The following is a 17,115-nucleotide window of genomic DNA, read 5'->3' on the forward strand; positions in this document are numbered from 1 at the left end:
ACGCGGGCAACCTGACCTGTTGGCCCTCTTGCAGCAAATCGGTGCGGTGCCGGTCTGAGCGCAAGTTGGTCGCGTCTGCCGCATGCACTTTCTGTCGAGGCATCCCGCCGGCCCCCTGGCCGGATGCATCAAAGGCCAGGGTGACGAACCCTTGTCCGACGGCGCCCGTCTTTATTCTGGGGCGTGTGAAAGGGATGAAGACAACTCGCGGTGGGCATTCGCCTGAGCGAGCAAGGTGTTCGCCTTGGATTCAAAAGCTTCAACTGCATCTGCGCCGGCAGCGAAGCGAGCGGGCGGCTCTTCCTGTGCCGTCAATTCCACTAGAGCGGCGGCAAGTTTGGCCGGATCGCCGCCCTGCTTGCCGTTCATGCCTTTCCACGCAGTCACGGTCTCCTGAGTGCGGGATGCATAGTCATCAATGGAGAATTCAGCGTAGGTAGTTGAGTCTGCGCTGAGGAGATCTGTTCGGAAAAAACCCGGTTCTACCAGCATGGTGCGAATGCCAAAGGGAGCAATTTCCTGGGCAAGCGCCTCCATCCAACCTTCGACGCCAAACTTTGCAGCGGCATATGCACTGCAAAAGACGCCAGCAGTAATGCCAGCTGTCGATGAGATTGTGACTAACAGGCCAGAGCGCTGCCTGCGCATCACCGGCAATACGGCCCGGGCAACATTCATCGGACCGAACAGAAGCGTTTCGAGCTGGCTTCGCACCTGGACGGGGCTAAGCTCCTCGAAGAAACCCCCATAGAAGTTGCCGGCGTTGTTGACCAGCACGTCAATGCGGCCAAACCTCTGGACGGTAGTTTCGACGGCGGCCTCGGCATCCGCGGGGCTGGTCACGTCCAGCTGGGCGACCAGAAGATTATCGTGATCGCCGATGGCGTTCCTGACCTTTTCAGGATTGCGCCCGGTCGCCACAACGTCGTGACCGGCCGCTAATGCTGCCTTGGCGATATCTACGCCCATGCCACGGCCGGCGCCGGTAATCAGCCACACTTTCTTGCTATTCATACGCGAGTCCTCTGTGTTCTTGATGCCCCAAAATTCAGGCATCGGATATGAATTAACCGGCTTCAGTGTCGCGCGATTGACACCGGGGAGGTTGCCGAAAGCGCCGAACTTTTTGCCTAAACTGACGAAGCGTGCTTAAAGCCACGCGAATGGCCTTCTACCGGAGTAAAGTATTTCCACCGAGTCGGCGTTAGAGATTTCACATGAAACAGCGGGTTTCCGAGCCAATGAGTACGACTACTGCAAGCACGCATGGCCTCGCGCGAGCCATCGCCCGCTTTGCCCAGTCCGACGGCGACTACACCACAGCCATACCATCCCTTTCCGTTCACCGCCGGAAGGGGCCAACCGAGCCGTTGCACTGCATCTTTAGCCTCGGGCTCGGCGTCGTTGCCCAGGGCCATAAGCAGGCGTTGGTAGGAAAAGAGGTGGTGAACTACGGCCCCGGCCAGTCGATGCTGGCAAGCATCGACCTGCCTGTGATCTCGCACGTCACGCGCGCGAGTATTGAGGAACCGATGCTGGGCCTGATGCTGACACTAGACAGTCGTGACATCGTGAAGACAGCTGCGGAGATGCAGTTGCCGGCTCCGCCTCGAACGCCAGCTTTCACGGCCATCACGATCGAAACTCTTGACGATGCCCTGATCGGCGTCCTGATTCGGCTGATCGAATTGCTGGACCAACCGGCATTGGCTCCGCAATTGGCGCCGCTCTTTCAGCAGGAAATCATCGTGCGGCTTCTCGCTGGCCCCCACAGCCCGCAGTTACAGCACCTTGCGGCCAACGGATCGCCGAGCCAGCAAATCGCCAGGGCCGTGAGATGGCTCAAGCAGAATTTCTCGAAGGGACTCCAGGTGGATGACCTGGCCGCGCACGCGCACATGAGTCCTTCGACCTTCCGTCAGCATTTCCGCAACATCACCGGAACAAGTCCTTTGCAATACCAGAAGCAGTTGCGCCTGCAGGAAGCGCGGCAGCTAATGCTCAACCTTGGCATTGACGCGGGCAGTGCCGCGATCCAGGTCGGCTACGAGAGCGCCTCGCAGTTCAGTCGCGAGTACAGCCGTCTGTTCGGCGCGCCTCCGCAGCAAGACGTGAGGCGCCTGCGGCTGTCGTGATACGCACGTTCGCTAGCTGCAGGAAGTGATTGTTGACGACCTATGTGACGGGTCGAACGGCCGTTCATGGCCGACTACTGCGCGACACCGTGCAGACGGCGCCCCGAACTGACGACGTCGTTTAGCGACAGGGCACGCCGCGCTCAGAGGAAGTTCCTGATCAGTATCGTCACCCACTGCCAGGCACCGCCGCAGCCGGCGGCCCGGCAGCGCGCATCGGGATCCGCCAGAAGGCGGCCATTGGCGTCGCTCACCGAACTTGAGTTGCGCAGGAAGTACGCCACGCTGTCTTGCAAGGGATCGAGCCCGTTCTCCGGGATATCTATCCACAGGCCGTTTTCGGTATTCAGGTGGGCCGACAACGAATCGAAATTGAAACTGCCGAGATAATATCGATGGCCGTCGATGAGGACCAGCTTGGCGTGCATCATGCGGTTCTCGTCGTCGGAATATTCGCGCACCTCGATCCCGGCATTCACCAGGTCGGGCAGATCGTCGGCGTAGGCGCGCGCGACGGCGGGGAATTCCTGCGTCAGGCTCGCCAGCGAGGCGCTTACCAGGACCACATGGACACCTTCGCGCCGCTTGCGCTCAAGCGCCTCGCGCAGTTCCGGCACCAGGATCAGGTAGGGGTTGATGATCACGATCTCGTGCTGCGCCGTATCGAACGCTTGTAACATGTCCTGCAACGTCCCTGGCGAGCGTTTGTCGGGCCAGTCGTGGACATAGCGCAGGCGTTCGCAGGCGATCGGCGTCCAGGCGGGATCGAAATGCGCACCGGGAGCGAGCGGAGCGGCGGAATCATTCGGCGCATCGGAGACAGGTGGTGTATCGCTCGCGGCCAGGTCCGTCGCCGGGGCTGCAGCGTCGAGCGGAGCCAGCAGCCATTCGCGCCAATAATGGATGCGCGCCGGGTCCAGCGTCGCATAACCCTGTGAGACGCGATAAGGACTTGCGACTTTGAGGAATTTTTCCGGCTCGGGGCGAACCACTTCCGGGCTATTCCAGAACAAGGCGAAATGCTGGGACATGGCGTGCAGGGAGGAAGCATCCTGGCCGGCGTCGCCCGACACCATCAGATCGCGCTCGCTGAGCCAGTTGCGGAAGCTCGCATCCCAGATCGAGGTACTGCCGATCACGGCCGTGTCGCCAACCAGGAATAGCTTGTCGTGCATGCGATGCGAAATCTCGACGAGATCTGATCGTGGATGGAAGATTCGGAGTTCGATGCCGGGAGCCACCTCGTGCAGGGCGACAATGAACTCGTCCTCGAGCGGGAAGTGCGGCTCGGGGCCGATGCCGTCGATCAGCAGCTTGACCGGCACGCCTCTGCGCGCGGCCTCGACCAGATGACGCAACAGCAGGCCGCCGGTCTGATCGATTTCGAAGATGTAGGCGAGGATGCGAATCTGCTCGGTAGGCGTGGCACGGTCGACCAGCGCAATCCGCGACTGCATCAACTGACCGTCGTCAAGACTGGCGACCAGGTCGACACATTGCGCGTGGGCGTGCTGGGAAAAGGCAAACACGCATGCCAGAATGAGCGCCAGGCTTCTCGTTGTGGTCATGATGTGGCGAACTGGTTCGATGTGTCTCGGGCTCTGCGTAAATCTCCGATTGTCGCCGATTTATGAACACTGTTCCAACGACCGCTCATGGCCGACCACTGCCTCATGCGATCCGCATGTGCAGCACGAGCCCTACGGTCGGCACCGCACGACCGCAAAGGGAACAGGCTGGCGAGACCCGCTACAAACTCTCCAGAAGTTTGTCGATTTTCGATCATCAGATTCGTCGTCAGGGTATTCCCACCCAAAGGATCTCCCATGAAATACCTCGGCTTGGCTTACTTCACCCCCGAAAAATTCGCCGCGATGACGCCAGACGACGTCAAGAAACTAGTCAGTCAATGCCCCGCATTGGACGACAAGATGCGCGCGACCGGCAAGGTACTGATTTCCGCGTCGCTTGGCGATCTGGACACCTGGAAGACTCTCCGCCCGCGCAGTGGCAAGACGCACGTCATCGATGGGCCCTACACCGAGTCGAAGGAAGTCGTGGGCGGCCTGTTCGTCATCGAGGCGGATACCCACGACGAAGCGTTGCGCATCGCCTCCATGCACCCGGCGGCCACGCTGGGCGAAGAAGGCGGATGGGCCGTCGAGCTTATCCCCCTGGATTTCTACCTGGCCAGATGATGGCTTGGACGCGTGTCCCAAACATGCATCGGCGCTCCTTTGTCCGCAAACACATGCACGGCTTGCCACTCGTCTTCAGTGAGCATCGGTACATCTATCTTGCAGCGCAAACAGTACACCCACGACGGTCACTCAGCTTTCTCGATGACGCCCCCCCGTCAATCGTTTGTCGGCACGAGTCAATCAGATTGCTATATCGTCCGTTTGCGCGAATGGAGATCGCAAGACGATTGCATCATCACGTTCAGGACCAGTGGTAACCATTGACACCGGAACGCCGACTTCCCGCTGAATCGCTTCGATCAGCGCCGCGGCCTGGCGGGGCAGATCGCCATAAGACCGGATGCCCCGGGTGGAACCGTCCCAACCATCAAAGCGCTGGAGAACCGGCTGCAGGCGCTGCTGCTCGGCGTTGGTGGACGGCATGTAACCGATGCGCTTCCCATCAAGCTCGTAGCCTACGCACAAGTAGACCGAATCGAAGCCATCGAGCACATCCAGCTTGGTCAGCGCCAGCAGACTGATGCCGGCGACCTTGGTGCTCTGACGCAGTTGTACCGTGTCCAGCCAACCGCAGCGACGCGGCCGACCCGTGTTGACTCCATACTCGGCGCCGCGTTGCCTAAGCAGGTCACCGAGTGTTCCGTCCACTTCGGACGTGAAAGGGCCTTCGCCGACACGAGTTGCATAGACCTTGCTGACACCGAGCACCTGCCCGAGGCGTGACGGGGCGATGCCGGTGCCACTGGCCGCGCCAGCGGCGACGGTGGTCGACGACGTCACATAGGGATAGCTACCCCAATCCACGTCAAGCATCACGGCCTGCGAGCCTTCGAATACCGTGCGCTTGCCCGATGAATGGGCGTTGTCGAGTCGTTCCCAGACCCGTCCCATGAACGGCAGGATTCTTGGTGCCATGGCAACCAGGTCGCTCAACATCTGGTCTCGCTGGAAAGGTTCGAGACCGACGCCGCGGAACCACGCGTTATGGTGCTCAAGCAGTGCATCGAGCTTTTGCGCGAGCAGTGCCGGTTCAGCCAGGTCGCAGACGCGCAAGCCTCGGCGCCCCACCTTGTCTTCGTATGCCGGACCGATACCGCGTAGCGTGGTGCCGATCGGTTTGGCGCGCAAGCGTTCCTGAGCGGCGTCGATCGCGCGATGGACCGGTAGAACAAGCGTGGCCGTCTCGGCGATCTGCATCGTTTCTGGCGTTATACGGATGCCCAGCGCGGCCATGCGGTCAATCTCCGCAAGCAGCGCTTCGGGATCAAGGGCGACGCCGTTGCCGATCAGACTAAGCTTTCCGCGCACGATACCGCTGGGAAGCAGCGCCAGTTTGTAGGTCTGGCCATTCACCACAAGTGTGTGGCCTGCGTTGTGGCCACCGTTGTAGCGGACAACGATGTCCGCTTTCTCGGCAAGCCAATCCACAATCCGGCCTTTTCCCTCATCGCCCCACTGCGCACCAACCACGACAACATTTCGCATACGGTAGCCTTACTGGTGAGTTTATCGAACAGATCGAAAACCGGATCTGCTGCCAACCAGCGCAATATAAGCGTCGACAGCAGCCACGAAAATCGATATAAAGTCATCACCTTTGTCAGCAAAACTCACATAGAGATTCGCCGTATGCCACGTCGTCTGCCACCGTTGAACGCACTGCGCGTGTTTGAAGCCGCCGCCAGGGCCGAGAGCTTTTCAGCCGCAGCCGACGAGCTTTGCGTCACGCACGGGGCAGTGAGCCGGCAAGTGGGACAACTGGAGGCCTGGCTTGGACATGACCTGTTTGAACGCCGCGGCCGAAGGGTGGTACTGACCGCGCCGGGACGCGCCTATCTGTCGGAGATATCGGCGGCACTCGACCGCATTGCGCTGGCGACCGACGAACATCTTCGGGTCACGCGACAGCAGATCATCAGGGTCAATGCGCCGACCACGTTCGCGTTGAGATGGCTATTGCCGCAGCTTTCCCACTTCCAGTTGAGCAATCCGGCGGTGGAAGTCCGCCTGACTACCTCGGATGAACCGATCGAAAGACTGCGCGACGAATGCGACGTGGCGATTCGCGGCCGCGAGCAGAAAGCGGCAGGGTACGTAGTCAATGAATTTCTGTCGGAAGTCCGGCTGCCGGTGTGCTCGCCCAAGGTGCTGGAATCTCATCCGATACACCATGTCTCGGACCTGGCGCATCACACCCTGCTGCACACGGCGACCTATCCTGGCCTTTGGGACGAATGGCTCGCGGCGTGCGGCAACCCTCGGCTTGCTACACGCAATTCCCAGCAACTGGATCACTTTTATCTGACCTTGCAGGCCGCTATTGATGGCCTGGGTATCGCGATGGGCCCGACCGCGCTTGTAGCACTCGATATCGAAGAGGGCCGTCTCGTGTTTCCGTTCGACGGACCGGCTCTGCCGGCATGGCGCTACTGCAGCTACGTCCACAATGCCCGCCTTGGGGATCCCGCCATCAATACCTTTCTCACGTGGCTGCGTGAACTGGGGCATCGTTTCTCACGCAATGCATAGTGACCAGAACAGATTTCATAAATACCGAAAAAATTAAGGCTAGGTACTTATGAAACCGCCTTTAATAGCTCAAGCTTATTTGGGGCGATATTTCCTGATTGCTGACGATGTACACGTTCGTGACGAACATTCCCCGCAATCTTCTGTCCGCGGGTTCCTGGATCATTTCCGGGTATTCCGACCATGGCCTACCGACTGATTCCTGTACCCGTCCCCGCCTCGCTTTATGGGCGGTGGGCGCCGCCAAGCGCAAGCGGCACTTCCCTCGTGCAACCAGAAAAAAACAGTCCTGTAACCCCGGTCGGCTATCATGCCTATCCCCTCCGAAGTAGCTCCTTATGATTTCCGTCCGTAATGTCACGCTGCGCCGCGGCGTCAATGTCGTACTCGACAACGCATCCGTCACCTTCACCCCCGGCGAAAAGATTGGCCTTGTCGGCCGCAATGGCGCCGGCAAGTCGTCCTTCTTCGGCCTTCTCAACGGCACGCTGCACGAAGACGGCGGCGAGTTCTCGATTCCCGCTGCATGGAAGATGGGCCAGGTCGCGCAGGAGATGCCTGAGACCGAGCAGAGTGCGACCGACTTCGTAATCGAGGGTGACACCGTCATGCTGGCCGCCCAGGCTGAAGTCGCCGCCGCCGAGGCCAGCGACGATGGCATGCGCATGGCGCACGCCTACATGGCCCTACACGACGCCGGTGCACACGATGCCCCCGCACGTGCCCAGGCGCTGATCCTGGGCCTTGGCTTCAGTGCTGCGCAGCTCAGCCAGCCGGTCAACAGTTTCTCCGGCGGCTGGCGCATGCGACTGCAGCTGGCGCGCGCGCTCATGTGCCCGTCCGACCTGCTGTTGCTCGACGAGCCGACCAATCACCTTGACCTCGACGCGCTGGTCTGGCTGGAAGCGTGGCTCAAGCGCTATCAGGGAACCATGGTAGTGATCAGCCACGATCGCGAATTCCTCGACGCGGTGACGCAGGTGACGGTGCACGTCGACAACGCCAAGCTGGTGCGTTACGGCGGCAACTACAGCAAGTTCGAAGAGATGCGCGCTGAGCAACTGCTGTTGCAGCAGGCCGCGATGGCCAGACAGGCGGACAAGATCGCCCACCTGCAGAAATTCATCGACCGTTTCAAGGCCAAGGCCTCGAAGGCGAAGCAGGCGCAGAGCCGGGTCAAGGCGCTCGAACGCATGGAGAAGATCGCGCCAGTGCTTGCCGACGCAGAGTTCACCTTCGAGTTCAAGGAGCCGCTCAACGTCCCTAACCCGCTGTTGTCGATGCTGGACGCGAGCTTCGGTTACCCGGCGCCGGCCGACGCACCGCCGGGCACGCCGCCGACGGTCATCGTGCGGGGCATCAACCGATCTGTGCTGGCCGGGCAGCGCATCGGCATTCTCGGTGCCAATGGCCAGGGCAAGTCCACTCTGGTGAAGACGGTGGCGCACGAGCTGGCGCCGATTGCCGGCGAAATCAGCGAAGGCAAAGGCCTGAACATCGGCTACTTCGCCCAGCAGGAACTCGACGTGCTGCGCCCTCTCGACACCCCGATGGAACACATGATCCGCCTTGCCAAGGATACGCCGGCGCACATGCGTGCCCCCGGCCAGAGTGGCACCGAACAATCGCTTCGCACCTTCCTCGGCACCTTCAGCTTCAGTGGCGACATGGTCCATCAGGCGGTCGGCACGATGAGCGGCGGCGAGAAAGCGCGGCTCGTGTTGTGCATGATCGTGTGGCAACGCCCCAACCTGCTGCTGCTCGACGAGCCTACCAACCACCTGGACCTGGCCACACGCGAAGCGCTGGGCATGGCACTCAACGAATTCGAAGGCACAGTGTTGCTGGTTAGTCACGACCGTTCCCTGCTGCGCGCGGTATGTGACGAGTTCTGGCTCGTCACCAAGGGTGGCGTCGAGCCCTTCGACGGCGATCTGGACGATTACCAGCAGTTCCTGCGCGACGAAGCCCGTCGCATGCGCGAGCAGGCCGCCGGGGAGCAGAAAGTCGTCGCCTGAGTAAGCCCCTGGCAGCTCCCGCCTGGAAGCTGCCATAGCGCTCGCGTCGAGTCGAAGGTCCGCTTAAGGCGGCTTCGGCCGATGAACGAGCGTTCGTGTTTGACAATCGGATGACCAGTTACGGGGCAAAGCCGACGCCTGGACGGATGAATTCTTCAGTGTTCTGTTCCCGTATTACCTGGCTTCAGTTTGCGATATCAAGTAGAGGCGTTCCCGTGCGCAACGCCGGTAGTCTGCCCACCATTATCGACACCAATCAGGCAACGATTTCCCCTCGTTGCAATCGGGCAAGTGGGCAAATGTGGCAGTTGGCTAGAATGGACAACCCGACCTTGACGACCCACGCCATGGAATCATCCGAGATCTATCAATCCGGCTTCTACACCCTGAGTCAGGCACATGGATTTCGCTTGCCTGGTTACCTCATCCTGAGTTCCAACACGCCCGTTTCCCGGTTCTCCGACCTTCCGTTACAGGCGGACGCTGACCTTGGCGCTTGCATACGTTTGGCGGATACTTTATTGCACACACTGTTGGCACCCGAGCGGGTATACGTGTTGCGATTCGGCGAGTCGATTGAAGCGATCCACTTCCACATCATTCCGCGGACCAACGAGATCGCATTGCAGTTCTCTGCCCCGGACCAGGTGCAGCCCGGTTTAAACGGGGCGGATATTGCAAGTTGGATATGGCATAACCATGACGCCCTGGGCTACTCGGATATGGACATCGACTCGTTCATACAGCGGGCAAGACAGTTCGTGAAGGAAACCCGGTCTTTGAACTAGCGACACCTGGCCGATGCGGCGCTCGCCAGTTTGCAGGCCAATCGAAAATAGACAAACTCGCCCATATGCTGACATAGTGAGGGCGGAATCCAATCAGTTTTTCAACTTTTCCGTTCCGCCACCCCATACGAATGCCAGCCGCAACGCCGATCCCCTCGCCTCGTGTCTCCCCCGTCGATCTGAACGAACTGATCACGCTGCTCGAGATCCGGGTGCTGGGATTGTCCGAGTGTCTCGTCAGCCAGGGCTTCGTGCTCGAACTGGACGGCAACGACGCGCCCGGCATCCACTACATCCTGTCCGGCGAAGGACTGCTGCATATCGACGGCGCAGAGACGGTACCGCTTGCACCGCATACGCTGCTGATCGTGCCGCCCCGTCACCCGCTGAAGCTTGAGGTTCCCGCGGCCAAGGCCGGCATCGCGCCGATCGTCGTGCCTGGGCGCGAGCACAAGCAGGTCGTCGATTCGATCAACCGGTTTCGCGCCGGCACCTCCGAGCCGATGACCGTGATGATCTGCGGCTATTTCAATGCAGCATTTGGCGCATCCATCAATCTCTTCGAAACGCTGTCCACACCGATCGTCGAGCAATTCGACGCGTCCGACCGGCTCGACGTCTACCTGCGCACCGCCTTCGATGAACTCGTCGCCCAGGAGATCGGCGCGGGCGCCATGTCGGGGGCGTTGCTGAAACAGGTGATCGTCGCGCTCGTGCGCCGCTCGCTGAAAACGAACGCGCTCTGGCTCGAACGCTTCGCGCTGCTCGGCGATCCGCAGATCGCGCGGGTCTTCGCGGACATGGTGGCCCGCCCCGCCGCGCCGCACAGCGTGGCGAGCCTCGCAGATGCGGCATTCCTGAGCCGGTCCGCCTTCATGGCCCGCTTTTCAGCGGCCCTCGGCCACTCGCCAATGCAGGTCCTGCGTGACATCCGCATGCGACAAGCCGCCGCCCAGTTGCGCACCGGTGATCTGTCGCTGGATCAGGTCGCGCGCAATGTCGGCTATGCGAGCCGCGGCACCTTCGTCCGCGCATTTCGCGAAGTATTCGGCACCGGCCCGGCCGGGTATCGGTCAGACGCCGAACACGCCTGAACTGCCGGACGATTTGCACTATCTGGCGGACCCCGTGCAGCGCCCTCCCGTCCATACTGACTCATGTCAACCCATGGACTGGAGGTTCAAAATGGCTCCCGAATACATGATCGTCGACTCGCCAGTCGGCAAGCTCAAACTCGTCGCGCGCGACATGAAGCTGGTCGCCATCCTGTGGGAAAACGAGCGCAAGAACCGCGTGAAGCTGGGCGAGATGCAACCGGCGGACGACAATCCGGTGCTGCTGGACGCCGCCCGGCAACTTCGCGAGTACTTCGCTGGCGAGCGCACTCGATTCGATCTCGACATTGCGATGGAAGGCACGCCGTTCCAGAAGCGCGTGTGGGACGCGCTGCTCGACATTCCGTTTGGCGAGCGGCGCACCTACCGAGACATCGCGACGCGAATCGGCAACCGTCAAGCTGTGCGGGCTGTGGGCGCGGCGATCGGGCGCAATCCGCTTTCGATCATTACGCCGTGCCATCGTGTGATCGGCTCGTCGGGGAGTCTGACCGGCTTCGCTGGTGGCCTTCCAACCAAAGCCCTACTGCTTGACACGGAAGATCGGGCAGCACGAAAAACCGTCTGAAGACGACACGCAGGTCACCCACCTCTCGACCGGCGTCACGTGTCAGCGCGCAAGCGCTGATGCCTGGCGCCGGTTTTTTTTGCGGCGCTGCGACCACGCTCCGCATCGATCCGCACAAGCGGACTTTCGAGGTGGTTTGCCGGACTTTTTGCACGGCATGTGCCTCTAGACTTTCTATCAATGCAAACGCCAACACAGACGCGTTGGACGCAGACCCGCTTCCCTCTTTCGATCATCAGGAGAACCATCATGACCCGCATTGCGCTTCCCACCGACGAACAGATTCCCGCCGCGTCGCGCCCCGTTGTCGACGCCATAACGAAGCAACTGAAGATGACACCCAATCTCTTCCGCATCATGGCGCTGAGCCCGAACGCGCTGAACGGATGGGCCGGACTGCAAGGCGCGCTCGCGAAGACGCTCGACACGAAGCTGCGCGACGGTATCGCGCTCGCGGTTTCGCAGGTGAACGGTTGCCAATACTGTCTGTCGGCGCACTCCCACGTGGCGAGTACCCTGGCGAACATCGACGACGACGAAATCCGGCTCAATCGCGCCGGCCAATCCAGCACGCCGAAGACGGCGGCGGCCGTGACGTTCGCGAAGAAGCTGATGGAAACGCACGGCAAAGTCAGCGAAGATGATCTGCAGGCGGTACGCGCGGCGGGCTTCACCGATGCCAATATCGTCGAAATCATCGCACTCAGCGCACAGTTCCTGTTGACGAACTTCGTCAACAACGCGTTCGACACCGAAATCGATTTTCCGGTCGTCGAAACGGAAATTGGCTAAAGCCGAGAGCGTTCGGGAGCCCGCACGGGTTCCCTTCCTTTTCAGGAGTCCGTTATGTCACGCACCGTCACCGAAAAGCGCGCCGCGTTCCGCACGCTACACGAATCCGGCTGCTTCATGCTGCCGAATCCCTGGGATGCAGGGAGCGCCCGCTACCTCGCTAGCCTGGGTTTCCAGGCCATCGCGACCACCAGCTCCGGCTTCGCGTGGTCGACCGGTCGCGCGGACAATCACGTAACACGCGAGATCATCCTCGCGCATCTGCGCGAGATGGTCGCAGCAACAGACCTGCCCGTGAATGCCGACTTCGAAAACGGCTTCGGTGCAGATCCAGCCGACGTCGCTGAAAGTGTCAAGCTGGCGGTTGAAACAGGGGTCGCGGGTCTGTCGATCGAAGACTCCACCGGCGATGCCGCAAGCCCGCTGTTTCCGGTCGATATCGCAGTTGCGCGGCTCAAAGCGGCACGCCAGGCAATCGACGAGAACGGCGGCGACACGTTGCTGATCGGCCGCGCGGAAAATTTCTTCGTCGGTGTGCCGGATATGGACGATACGCTGACACGGCTCAAGGCCTACGCGGCAGCCGGCGCTGATTGTCTGTACGCGCCCGGCATCCAGACGCGTGAACAGATCGAAGCCGTCGTTGCCGCGGTGGCGCCCAAGCCGGTGAATGTGCTGATTGGCTCGCAATCCGCATTTACGTTGCAGGAGCTGGGCGCACTCGGCGTGCGGCGCGTCAGCGTCGGCGGCGCGCTGGCGCGGGCTGCGTGGGGCGGCTTCATGCGCGCCGCGCAGTCGCTCGCGAACGGACGCTTCGACGGATTCACCGATGCCGCGTCAGGCGCGCAGCTCAACGCGCAGTTTCGCGACGGTGCTTGAGATTCGCTCAACATCAATCCATTTTTCAAGGAGAACATCATGGCCCGCGAAATCGTCCGCGTGGAACCGCTGTCCAGTTGGCTCGAGCGCTGGAAGGCACCGACATCGGCCGTCACGCGGCACGGCGACACGATCTACGTGTCCGGTTTCCCGCCGTTCGATCCGCAAACCGGCGAAGTGCTGGACGCACCAATCGAGGAGCAAACCCGGCGCGTGCTGGAGCAACTGAAGCTGTGTGTAGAGACGGCGGGATCGTCGCTCGATCAGGTGCTGAAGTGCAACGTCTACTGCACTTCCGTGGCGATGTTTCCGGTCGTCAACGAAATCTATGCGCAGTTCTTCGGCGCGCAGCCGCCGGCACGGATTTTCGTTAACGTGCCGGCGTGGCCCGGACATTTCGACATCGAAATTGATTGCGTTGCGGCGCTGTGAATATGGCGGCGTGCTAGCGGGCACGGAAAAGCGTGCGCCTCAACTCGGCATCGTTTGGTCCACATTCGATCACTCGCGGACCGACCCGGCAGGCATCGTCTTGAAGTCGACTTTGTTGTCGACGGGCACGGGCGTGGCATCAGGATCGACCGCTGCGACGATCCGTGCGCGCAGTCCCTTCGCGGGGTCATTGCCATATAGCGGCGCGACGCGCGCAATCGACGTCAGGCCCTGCTGCCTCGAGAACACGGGATCGTCGTTCTGCGTCGTGCGGAGAGTGCGGTGATCGCGGTACGGTGCAAGATCCATTAGTTGTACCATCAACTTCTCGGGAAAGAAGATTTGCCCAACGTGCGACACGTGGCTGGCCGCATGTGTCGAGCCCGTGCCGCGAACCTTGAAATGAATGTGGTTCGTGCGCCCTTCGTACACACCGGGCACGATTGTCTGGAAGGTCACGAGGCCATCGCGACTGGTGCGCTGGATGCCGCGCAGGAAGGTCAGATGGTCGCTCGGCTCCATTTTCGGCGGCGGCCCCGGCGGATGGCCCCGTCCTCTGGGCGGCTGGTCCGGCGGTTGGCCGCCCGGCGGCGGTCCGTCGGGCCTCTGCCCACCGGGACCGCCGAGCCCTCCCGGGCCGCCCTGCCATGTGCCCGGCGGCGGTTCCGGCGGAGGGGCGTTCTTCGTGAAACCCGAATAGACGCCCAACGCGTCGCATTGCCAAACGTCGATGATCGCGTCCACCAGCGGCACGCAGCGGCGCGCGTCCATCACCTCGATATCAAGAATCAGCGGGACACCGGGCCGGCCTTCCGTGATGTCGCTACGCAGGAGCTCGTCGTCGAGATAGTACGGTCCGACCTCCTGTTCGGGACTCAGCTTGCATAGCGCGGGATCGGTTTGCGCGCCCCATGCTGCCTTCTGCAACGGCAACGCGGTGCCAACGACGAGCGTCGCCGACAGGAACCGGCGACGCGTAAATGGTGCTTCGAAAGCCATGAAGGACTCTGGAAATAGACGGTCGTCCAATGTATGGCAAAACCATGGATTCACGTTTACTCGGCCCTTTCACCGCCTTAACGCAGGTATGTCTTGACTGCATGTGGAGTGTTCTGGATTCGTGAAATTTCCACCGGATTTGCCTCTCAGTTGCTAAGTCGAAAGTGGAATCTCTAGCAGCGTTTCTTACGCTGTCCGCAGTAGCATTAGATTCCGTAAGGGGTTTGCGGGGACGCTTGGCCGCAAGTTTCGCGGCAGTCATGCCGGTCGCATCGATCCTCGGCCTTCGCGGCCATTCACACTCTTTCGTGAAGGTCTATAGCACTCTTGCATCCAACCCGCTCTCACCGCCGAATTTCGCCGCGTACACCTGACTCGCCCAATCCACGAAAGCACGGACCCTCGGAGCGAGCTGCCGGTGCTGGGGATAGAGAATATTGATGGGTAGGCCCGGACTCTCCCACTCCGTCAGGACCTCGACGAGGCGGCCATCGGCAAGCTCGTCCTCCACGTGGAAGCGGGGCAACTGAATCAGACCCGCTCCGCGCAACGCACAGACAACATAATTCTCAGCGTCGCACACCGAGATCCAATTACCCAGCTTGAATTCAGTGATCTTCCGCTCGATGCGCAGTTCGATCGCATAGGAGGACTCACTCGTCTGGGAAAAGAAGCCAACAGCTTCGTGCGAGGCCAGGTCAGCCGGTGTCGAGGGCGCACCCAATCGCGCCAGATAGGCAGGGCTCGCGCAAATGACCTGCGGTACGACGGCCACAGGCCGCGCGATCAGCGACGAGTCGCGCGGGCGCCCCCCACGGACCACGCAATCGACACCTTCGCGCACGAGATCGACGAGGCGATCGCCGCTACTCACCACCAGTTCGATACCCGGATAGCGCGCACGAAACTCGTCGATGCGCGGCAACACGATGCGTGTGGCGTGCGTGCCATGCAGGTCCAGCCTCAACACGCCACGCGGGTTGCTGGTCTGATGCGAGAACGACGACTCCGCATCGTCGACCTCGCTCAGGATGCGCACGCAGCGCTCATAAAAAGCCTGGCCGTCGAGTGTCGGCCGCACGTGCCGCGTCGTTCGTTCGAGTAACCGCGTCCCGAGTCGCGCCTCGAGTGCCTTGATGGCATACGTCGCGGTCGCGCGCGGGATGTCCACCATGCTCGCGCCTTTAGTGAAACTGCCCTGCTCGACAATCCGGACGAACAACTGCAGCGTGTCAAAGCGATCCATATCCGCCGATCTCGATTAGTTATTCCCATTGAATAGTCATGGCAATTTACCACCATTTATCCAGGCACTCTGTGCGGGAATAATCGCTCTCAAGGCAGTCGACCACCTGAGAGTCACTCTGCAAAGGAGCAAAAATGGAAACTGGTTCTTCACGCGTGGCCATCGTGACCGGCGGGTCACGCGGTATCGGGCGCGCGATCGCCTTGCGCCTTGCACAGGATGGCCTGGCCGTCGTCGTCAATTACGCCGGCAATGAAGCCGCCGCACTGGACGCGGTGGAGATCATCCGCGCTGCCGGCGGCACGGCCATCGCGTCGCGCGGGGACGTCGGCACCCCGCAGGACGTCGAGCGAATCTTTGCCGACGCCCGACACGCGTTCGGGCGCATCGACGTGGTGGTCAACAGTGCCGGTGTGATGTCGCTCGGCACGATCGCGGATGGCAACTTGCCCGCCTTCGACGCCATGATCGCCGTGAATCTGCGTGGCACGTTCCTTATGATGTCCCAGGCCGCGCAAGTGCTTCCCGATGGCGGCCGCTTCGTCGCGCTGTCGTCGAGTGTCATTGCGAAGAATTTTCCCGGCTACGGCCCGTATATCGCCAGCAAGGCCGCCGTCGAGGGCCTCGTGCGCGTCTTCGCCAACGAGTTGCGCGGACGCGGCATCACCGTGAACGCTGTCGCGCCCGGCCCGGTTGCCACCGAGCTCTTCCTTGCCGGCAAGTCTGAAGCGTTGATCGCCCAGATCGCCAATCAGGCGCCGCTCGAACGCCTCGGACAGCCCGAAGACATCGCATACGCCGTGTCGTATCTCGTCGGCTCCGAGGGCGGCTGGATCAACGGTCAGGTCCTGCGCGCCAATGGCGGATTCGCCTGAGCCCCGCGCGAAGGCCGTCCCACCACCTTTTCCTGAGGTAGGCGTCGCATGTCGTCAGTTATCCTTATCACCGGCGCGTCAGGCGGATTCGGCGCAGCGACGAGCCGCTGCTCTAGAGCCGGGCGCCCCTGCGTCGCGCCCGGTAACACCAGTTTTGCGAATCGCCTTCGCAATGTCCAGGTGCCGAAAGCCGGCACCTCGTTTTCAGTCCTCAATAAAGGAGTCTTTCATGCCATTTGCCAATTACAAGTTTCCCGAGGGCACGCTCGATGCCGCGAAAAAAGAGGAAATCATCCACCGCACGACGGCCATGTTCGTCGAATACTTCGGTGAGGGCGTCCGTCCTTACTCGATGGTTCTCGTGGACGAGGTCGCCGACGGTGGTTGGGGACGCGCCGACGAAACCCTGACGATGGAGAAGATGGGTATTCCGCACAACTGATGTCCATACGGGCGCGAGGATTTCCGCCTTGCGCCCGTCCAATCGCAAGTCCGATACACCGGCATCTGCTATTCATGTACACCTGCTCATCCCCCT

At 61.2% G+C, this 17,115-nt stretch carries 17 protein-coding genes; 12 read left to right on the forward strand and 5 right to left on the reverse strand.

The genetic code is table 11. From position 1 onward, the window contains the following. Positions 1-171: 171 nt before the first annotated feature. On the reverse strand, positions 172-1,014 hold the full coding sequence (locus BUS06_RS33595) for an SDR family oxidoreductase (protein ID WP_074269471.1): 843 nt from the start codon (positions 1,012-1,014) through the stop codon (positions 172-174). A 227-nt stretch (positions 1,015-1,241) separates the two neighbouring features. Between BUS06_RS33595 and BUS06_RS33600 the strand changes: the two genes are divergently transcribed. After that, positions 1,242-2,135, forward strand: a complete 894-nt coding sequence (locus BUS06_RS33600) for an AraC family transcriptional regulator (RefSeq protein ID WP_254369039.1) — start codon at positions 1,242-1,244, stop codon at positions 2,133-2,135. 143 nt (positions 2,136-2,278) lie between these two features. Here BUS06_RS33600 and BUS06_RS33605 read toward each other — a convergent pair whose 3' ends face one another. Beyond that, positions 2,279-3,703 (reverse strand): phospholipase D-like domain-containing protein, encoded by a 1,425-nt coding sequence (locus BUS06_RS33605; RefSeq protein ID WP_254369040.1) that lies wholly within the window; start codon positions 3,701-3,703, stop codon positions 2,279-2,281. 258 nt (positions 3,704-3,961) lie between these two features. Here BUS06_RS33605 and BUS06_RS33610 point away from each other — a divergent pair, with 258 nt between their 5' ends. Beyond that, positions 3,962-4,333, forward strand: a complete 372-nt coding sequence (locus tag BUS06_RS33610) for a YciI family protein (protein ID WP_074268575.1) — start codon at positions 3,962-3,964, stop codon at positions 4,331-4,333. Positions 4,334-4,516: 183 nt separating this feature from the next. Here the strand turns inward: BUS06_RS33610 and BUS06_RS33615 are convergent, their stop codons facing one another. After that, complete coding sequence (locus tag BUS06_RS33615; protein WP_074268576.1) at positions 4,517-5,821, reverse strand: adenylosuccinate synthase; 1,305 nt, start codon at positions 5,819-5,821, stop codon at positions 4,517-4,519. 144 nt (positions 5,822-5,965) lie between these two features. On the opposite strand from BUS06_RS33615, the gene gcvA reads away from it, so the two are divergent. From gcvA to BUS06_RS33655, 8 genes are all read left to right on the forward strand, one after another. Continuing rightward, positions 5,966-6,865: a transcriptional regulator GcvA gene (gene gcvA / locus BUS06_RS33620; protein WP_074268577.1), complete on the forward strand. Its 900-nt coding sequence runs from the start codon at positions 5,966-5,968 to the stop codon at positions 6,863-6,865. Positions 6,866-7,203: 338 nt separating this feature from the next. Then, the gene (locus BUS06_RS33625; protein ID WP_074268578.1) at positions 7,204-8,883 is read left to right on the forward strand and encodes an ABC-F family ATP-binding cassette domain-containing protein; all 1,680 of its coding nucleotides are present in this window, start codon (positions 7,204-7,206) and stop codon (positions 8,881-8,883) included. A 317-nt stretch (positions 8,884-9,200) separates the two neighbouring features. Next, entirely contained in the window at positions 9,201-9,671 is a 471-nt protein-coding gene (locus tag BUS06_RS33630) for a hypothetical protein (RefSeq protein WP_143787696.1), read from the forward strand. 131 nt (positions 9,672-9,802) lie between these two features. Then, a complete protein-coding gene (locus BUS06_RS33635) occupies positions 9,803-10,765 on the forward strand; it encodes an AraC family transcriptional regulator (protein ID WP_074268580.1) in 963 nt (320 codons plus the stop codon). Positions 10,766-10,856: 91 nt separating this feature from the next. Continuing rightward, positions 10,857-11,354: a methylated-DNA--[protein]-cysteine S-methyltransferase gene (locus BUS06_RS33640; protein WP_074268581.1), complete on the forward strand. Its 498-nt coding sequence runs from the start codon at positions 10,857-10,859 to the stop codon at positions 11,352-11,354. Between the two features lie 249 nt (positions 11,355-11,603). Then, a complete protein-coding gene (locus BUS06_RS33645) occupies positions 11,604-12,146 on the forward strand; it encodes a carboxymuconolactone decarboxylase family protein (RefSeq protein ID WP_074268582.1) in 543 nt (180 codons plus the stop codon). Positions 12,147-12,200: 54 nt separating this feature from the next. Next, the gene (locus BUS06_RS33650) at positions 12,201-13,025 is read left to right on the forward strand and encodes an isocitrate lyase/PEP mutase family protein (RefSeq protein ID WP_074268583.1); all 825 of its coding nucleotides are present in this window, start codon (positions 12,201-12,203) and stop codon (positions 13,023-13,025) included. A 39-nt stretch (positions 13,026-13,064) separates the two neighbouring features. Continuing rightward, positions 13,065-13,457: a RidA family protein gene (locus tag BUS06_RS33655; RefSeq protein WP_074268584.1), complete on the forward strand. Its 393-nt coding sequence runs from the start codon at positions 13,065-13,067 to the stop codon at positions 13,455-13,457. A 69-nt stretch (positions 13,458-13,526) separates the two neighbouring features. On the opposite strand, the gene BUS06_RS33660 is transcribed toward BUS06_RS33655, so the two are convergent. Further along, entirely contained in the window at positions 13,527-14,456 is a 930-nt protein-coding gene (locus BUS06_RS33660) for an intradiol ring-cleavage dioxygenase (RefSeq protein ID WP_074268585.1), read from the reverse strand. A 316-nt stretch (positions 14,457-14,772) separates the two neighbouring features. Beyond that, complete coding sequence (locus tag BUS06_RS33665; protein ID WP_074268586.1) at positions 14,773-15,702, reverse strand: LysR family transcriptional regulator; 930 nt, start codon at positions 15,700-15,702, stop codon at positions 14,773-14,775. A 134-nt stretch (positions 15,703-15,836) separates the two neighbouring features. On the opposite strand from BUS06_RS33665, the gene BUS06_RS33670 reads away from it, so the two are divergent. Together BUS06_RS33670 and BUS06_RS33675 are read left to right on the forward strand one after the other, a co-directional pair. Beyond that, positions 15,837-16,577, forward strand: a complete 741-nt coding sequence (locus BUS06_RS33670; RefSeq protein WP_074268587.1) for an SDR family oxidoreductase — start codon at positions 15,837-15,839, stop codon at positions 16,575-16,577. Positions 16,578-16,806: 229 nt separating this feature from the next. Further along, the gene (locus BUS06_RS33675; RefSeq protein ID WP_074268588.1) at positions 16,807-17,019 is read left to right on the forward strand and encodes a tautomerase family protein; all 213 of its coding nucleotides are present in this window, start codon (positions 16,807-16,809) and stop codon (positions 17,017-17,019) included. The last annotated feature ends 96 nt before the right edge of the window (positions 17,020-17,115 follow it).

Origin of the sequence: Paraburkholderia phenazinium (assembly GCF_900141745.1) — a bacterium.
Classification (GTDB): Bacteria; Pseudomonadota; Gammaproteobacteria; order Burkholderiales; family Burkholderiaceae; genus Paraburkholderia; species Paraburkholderia phenazinium_B.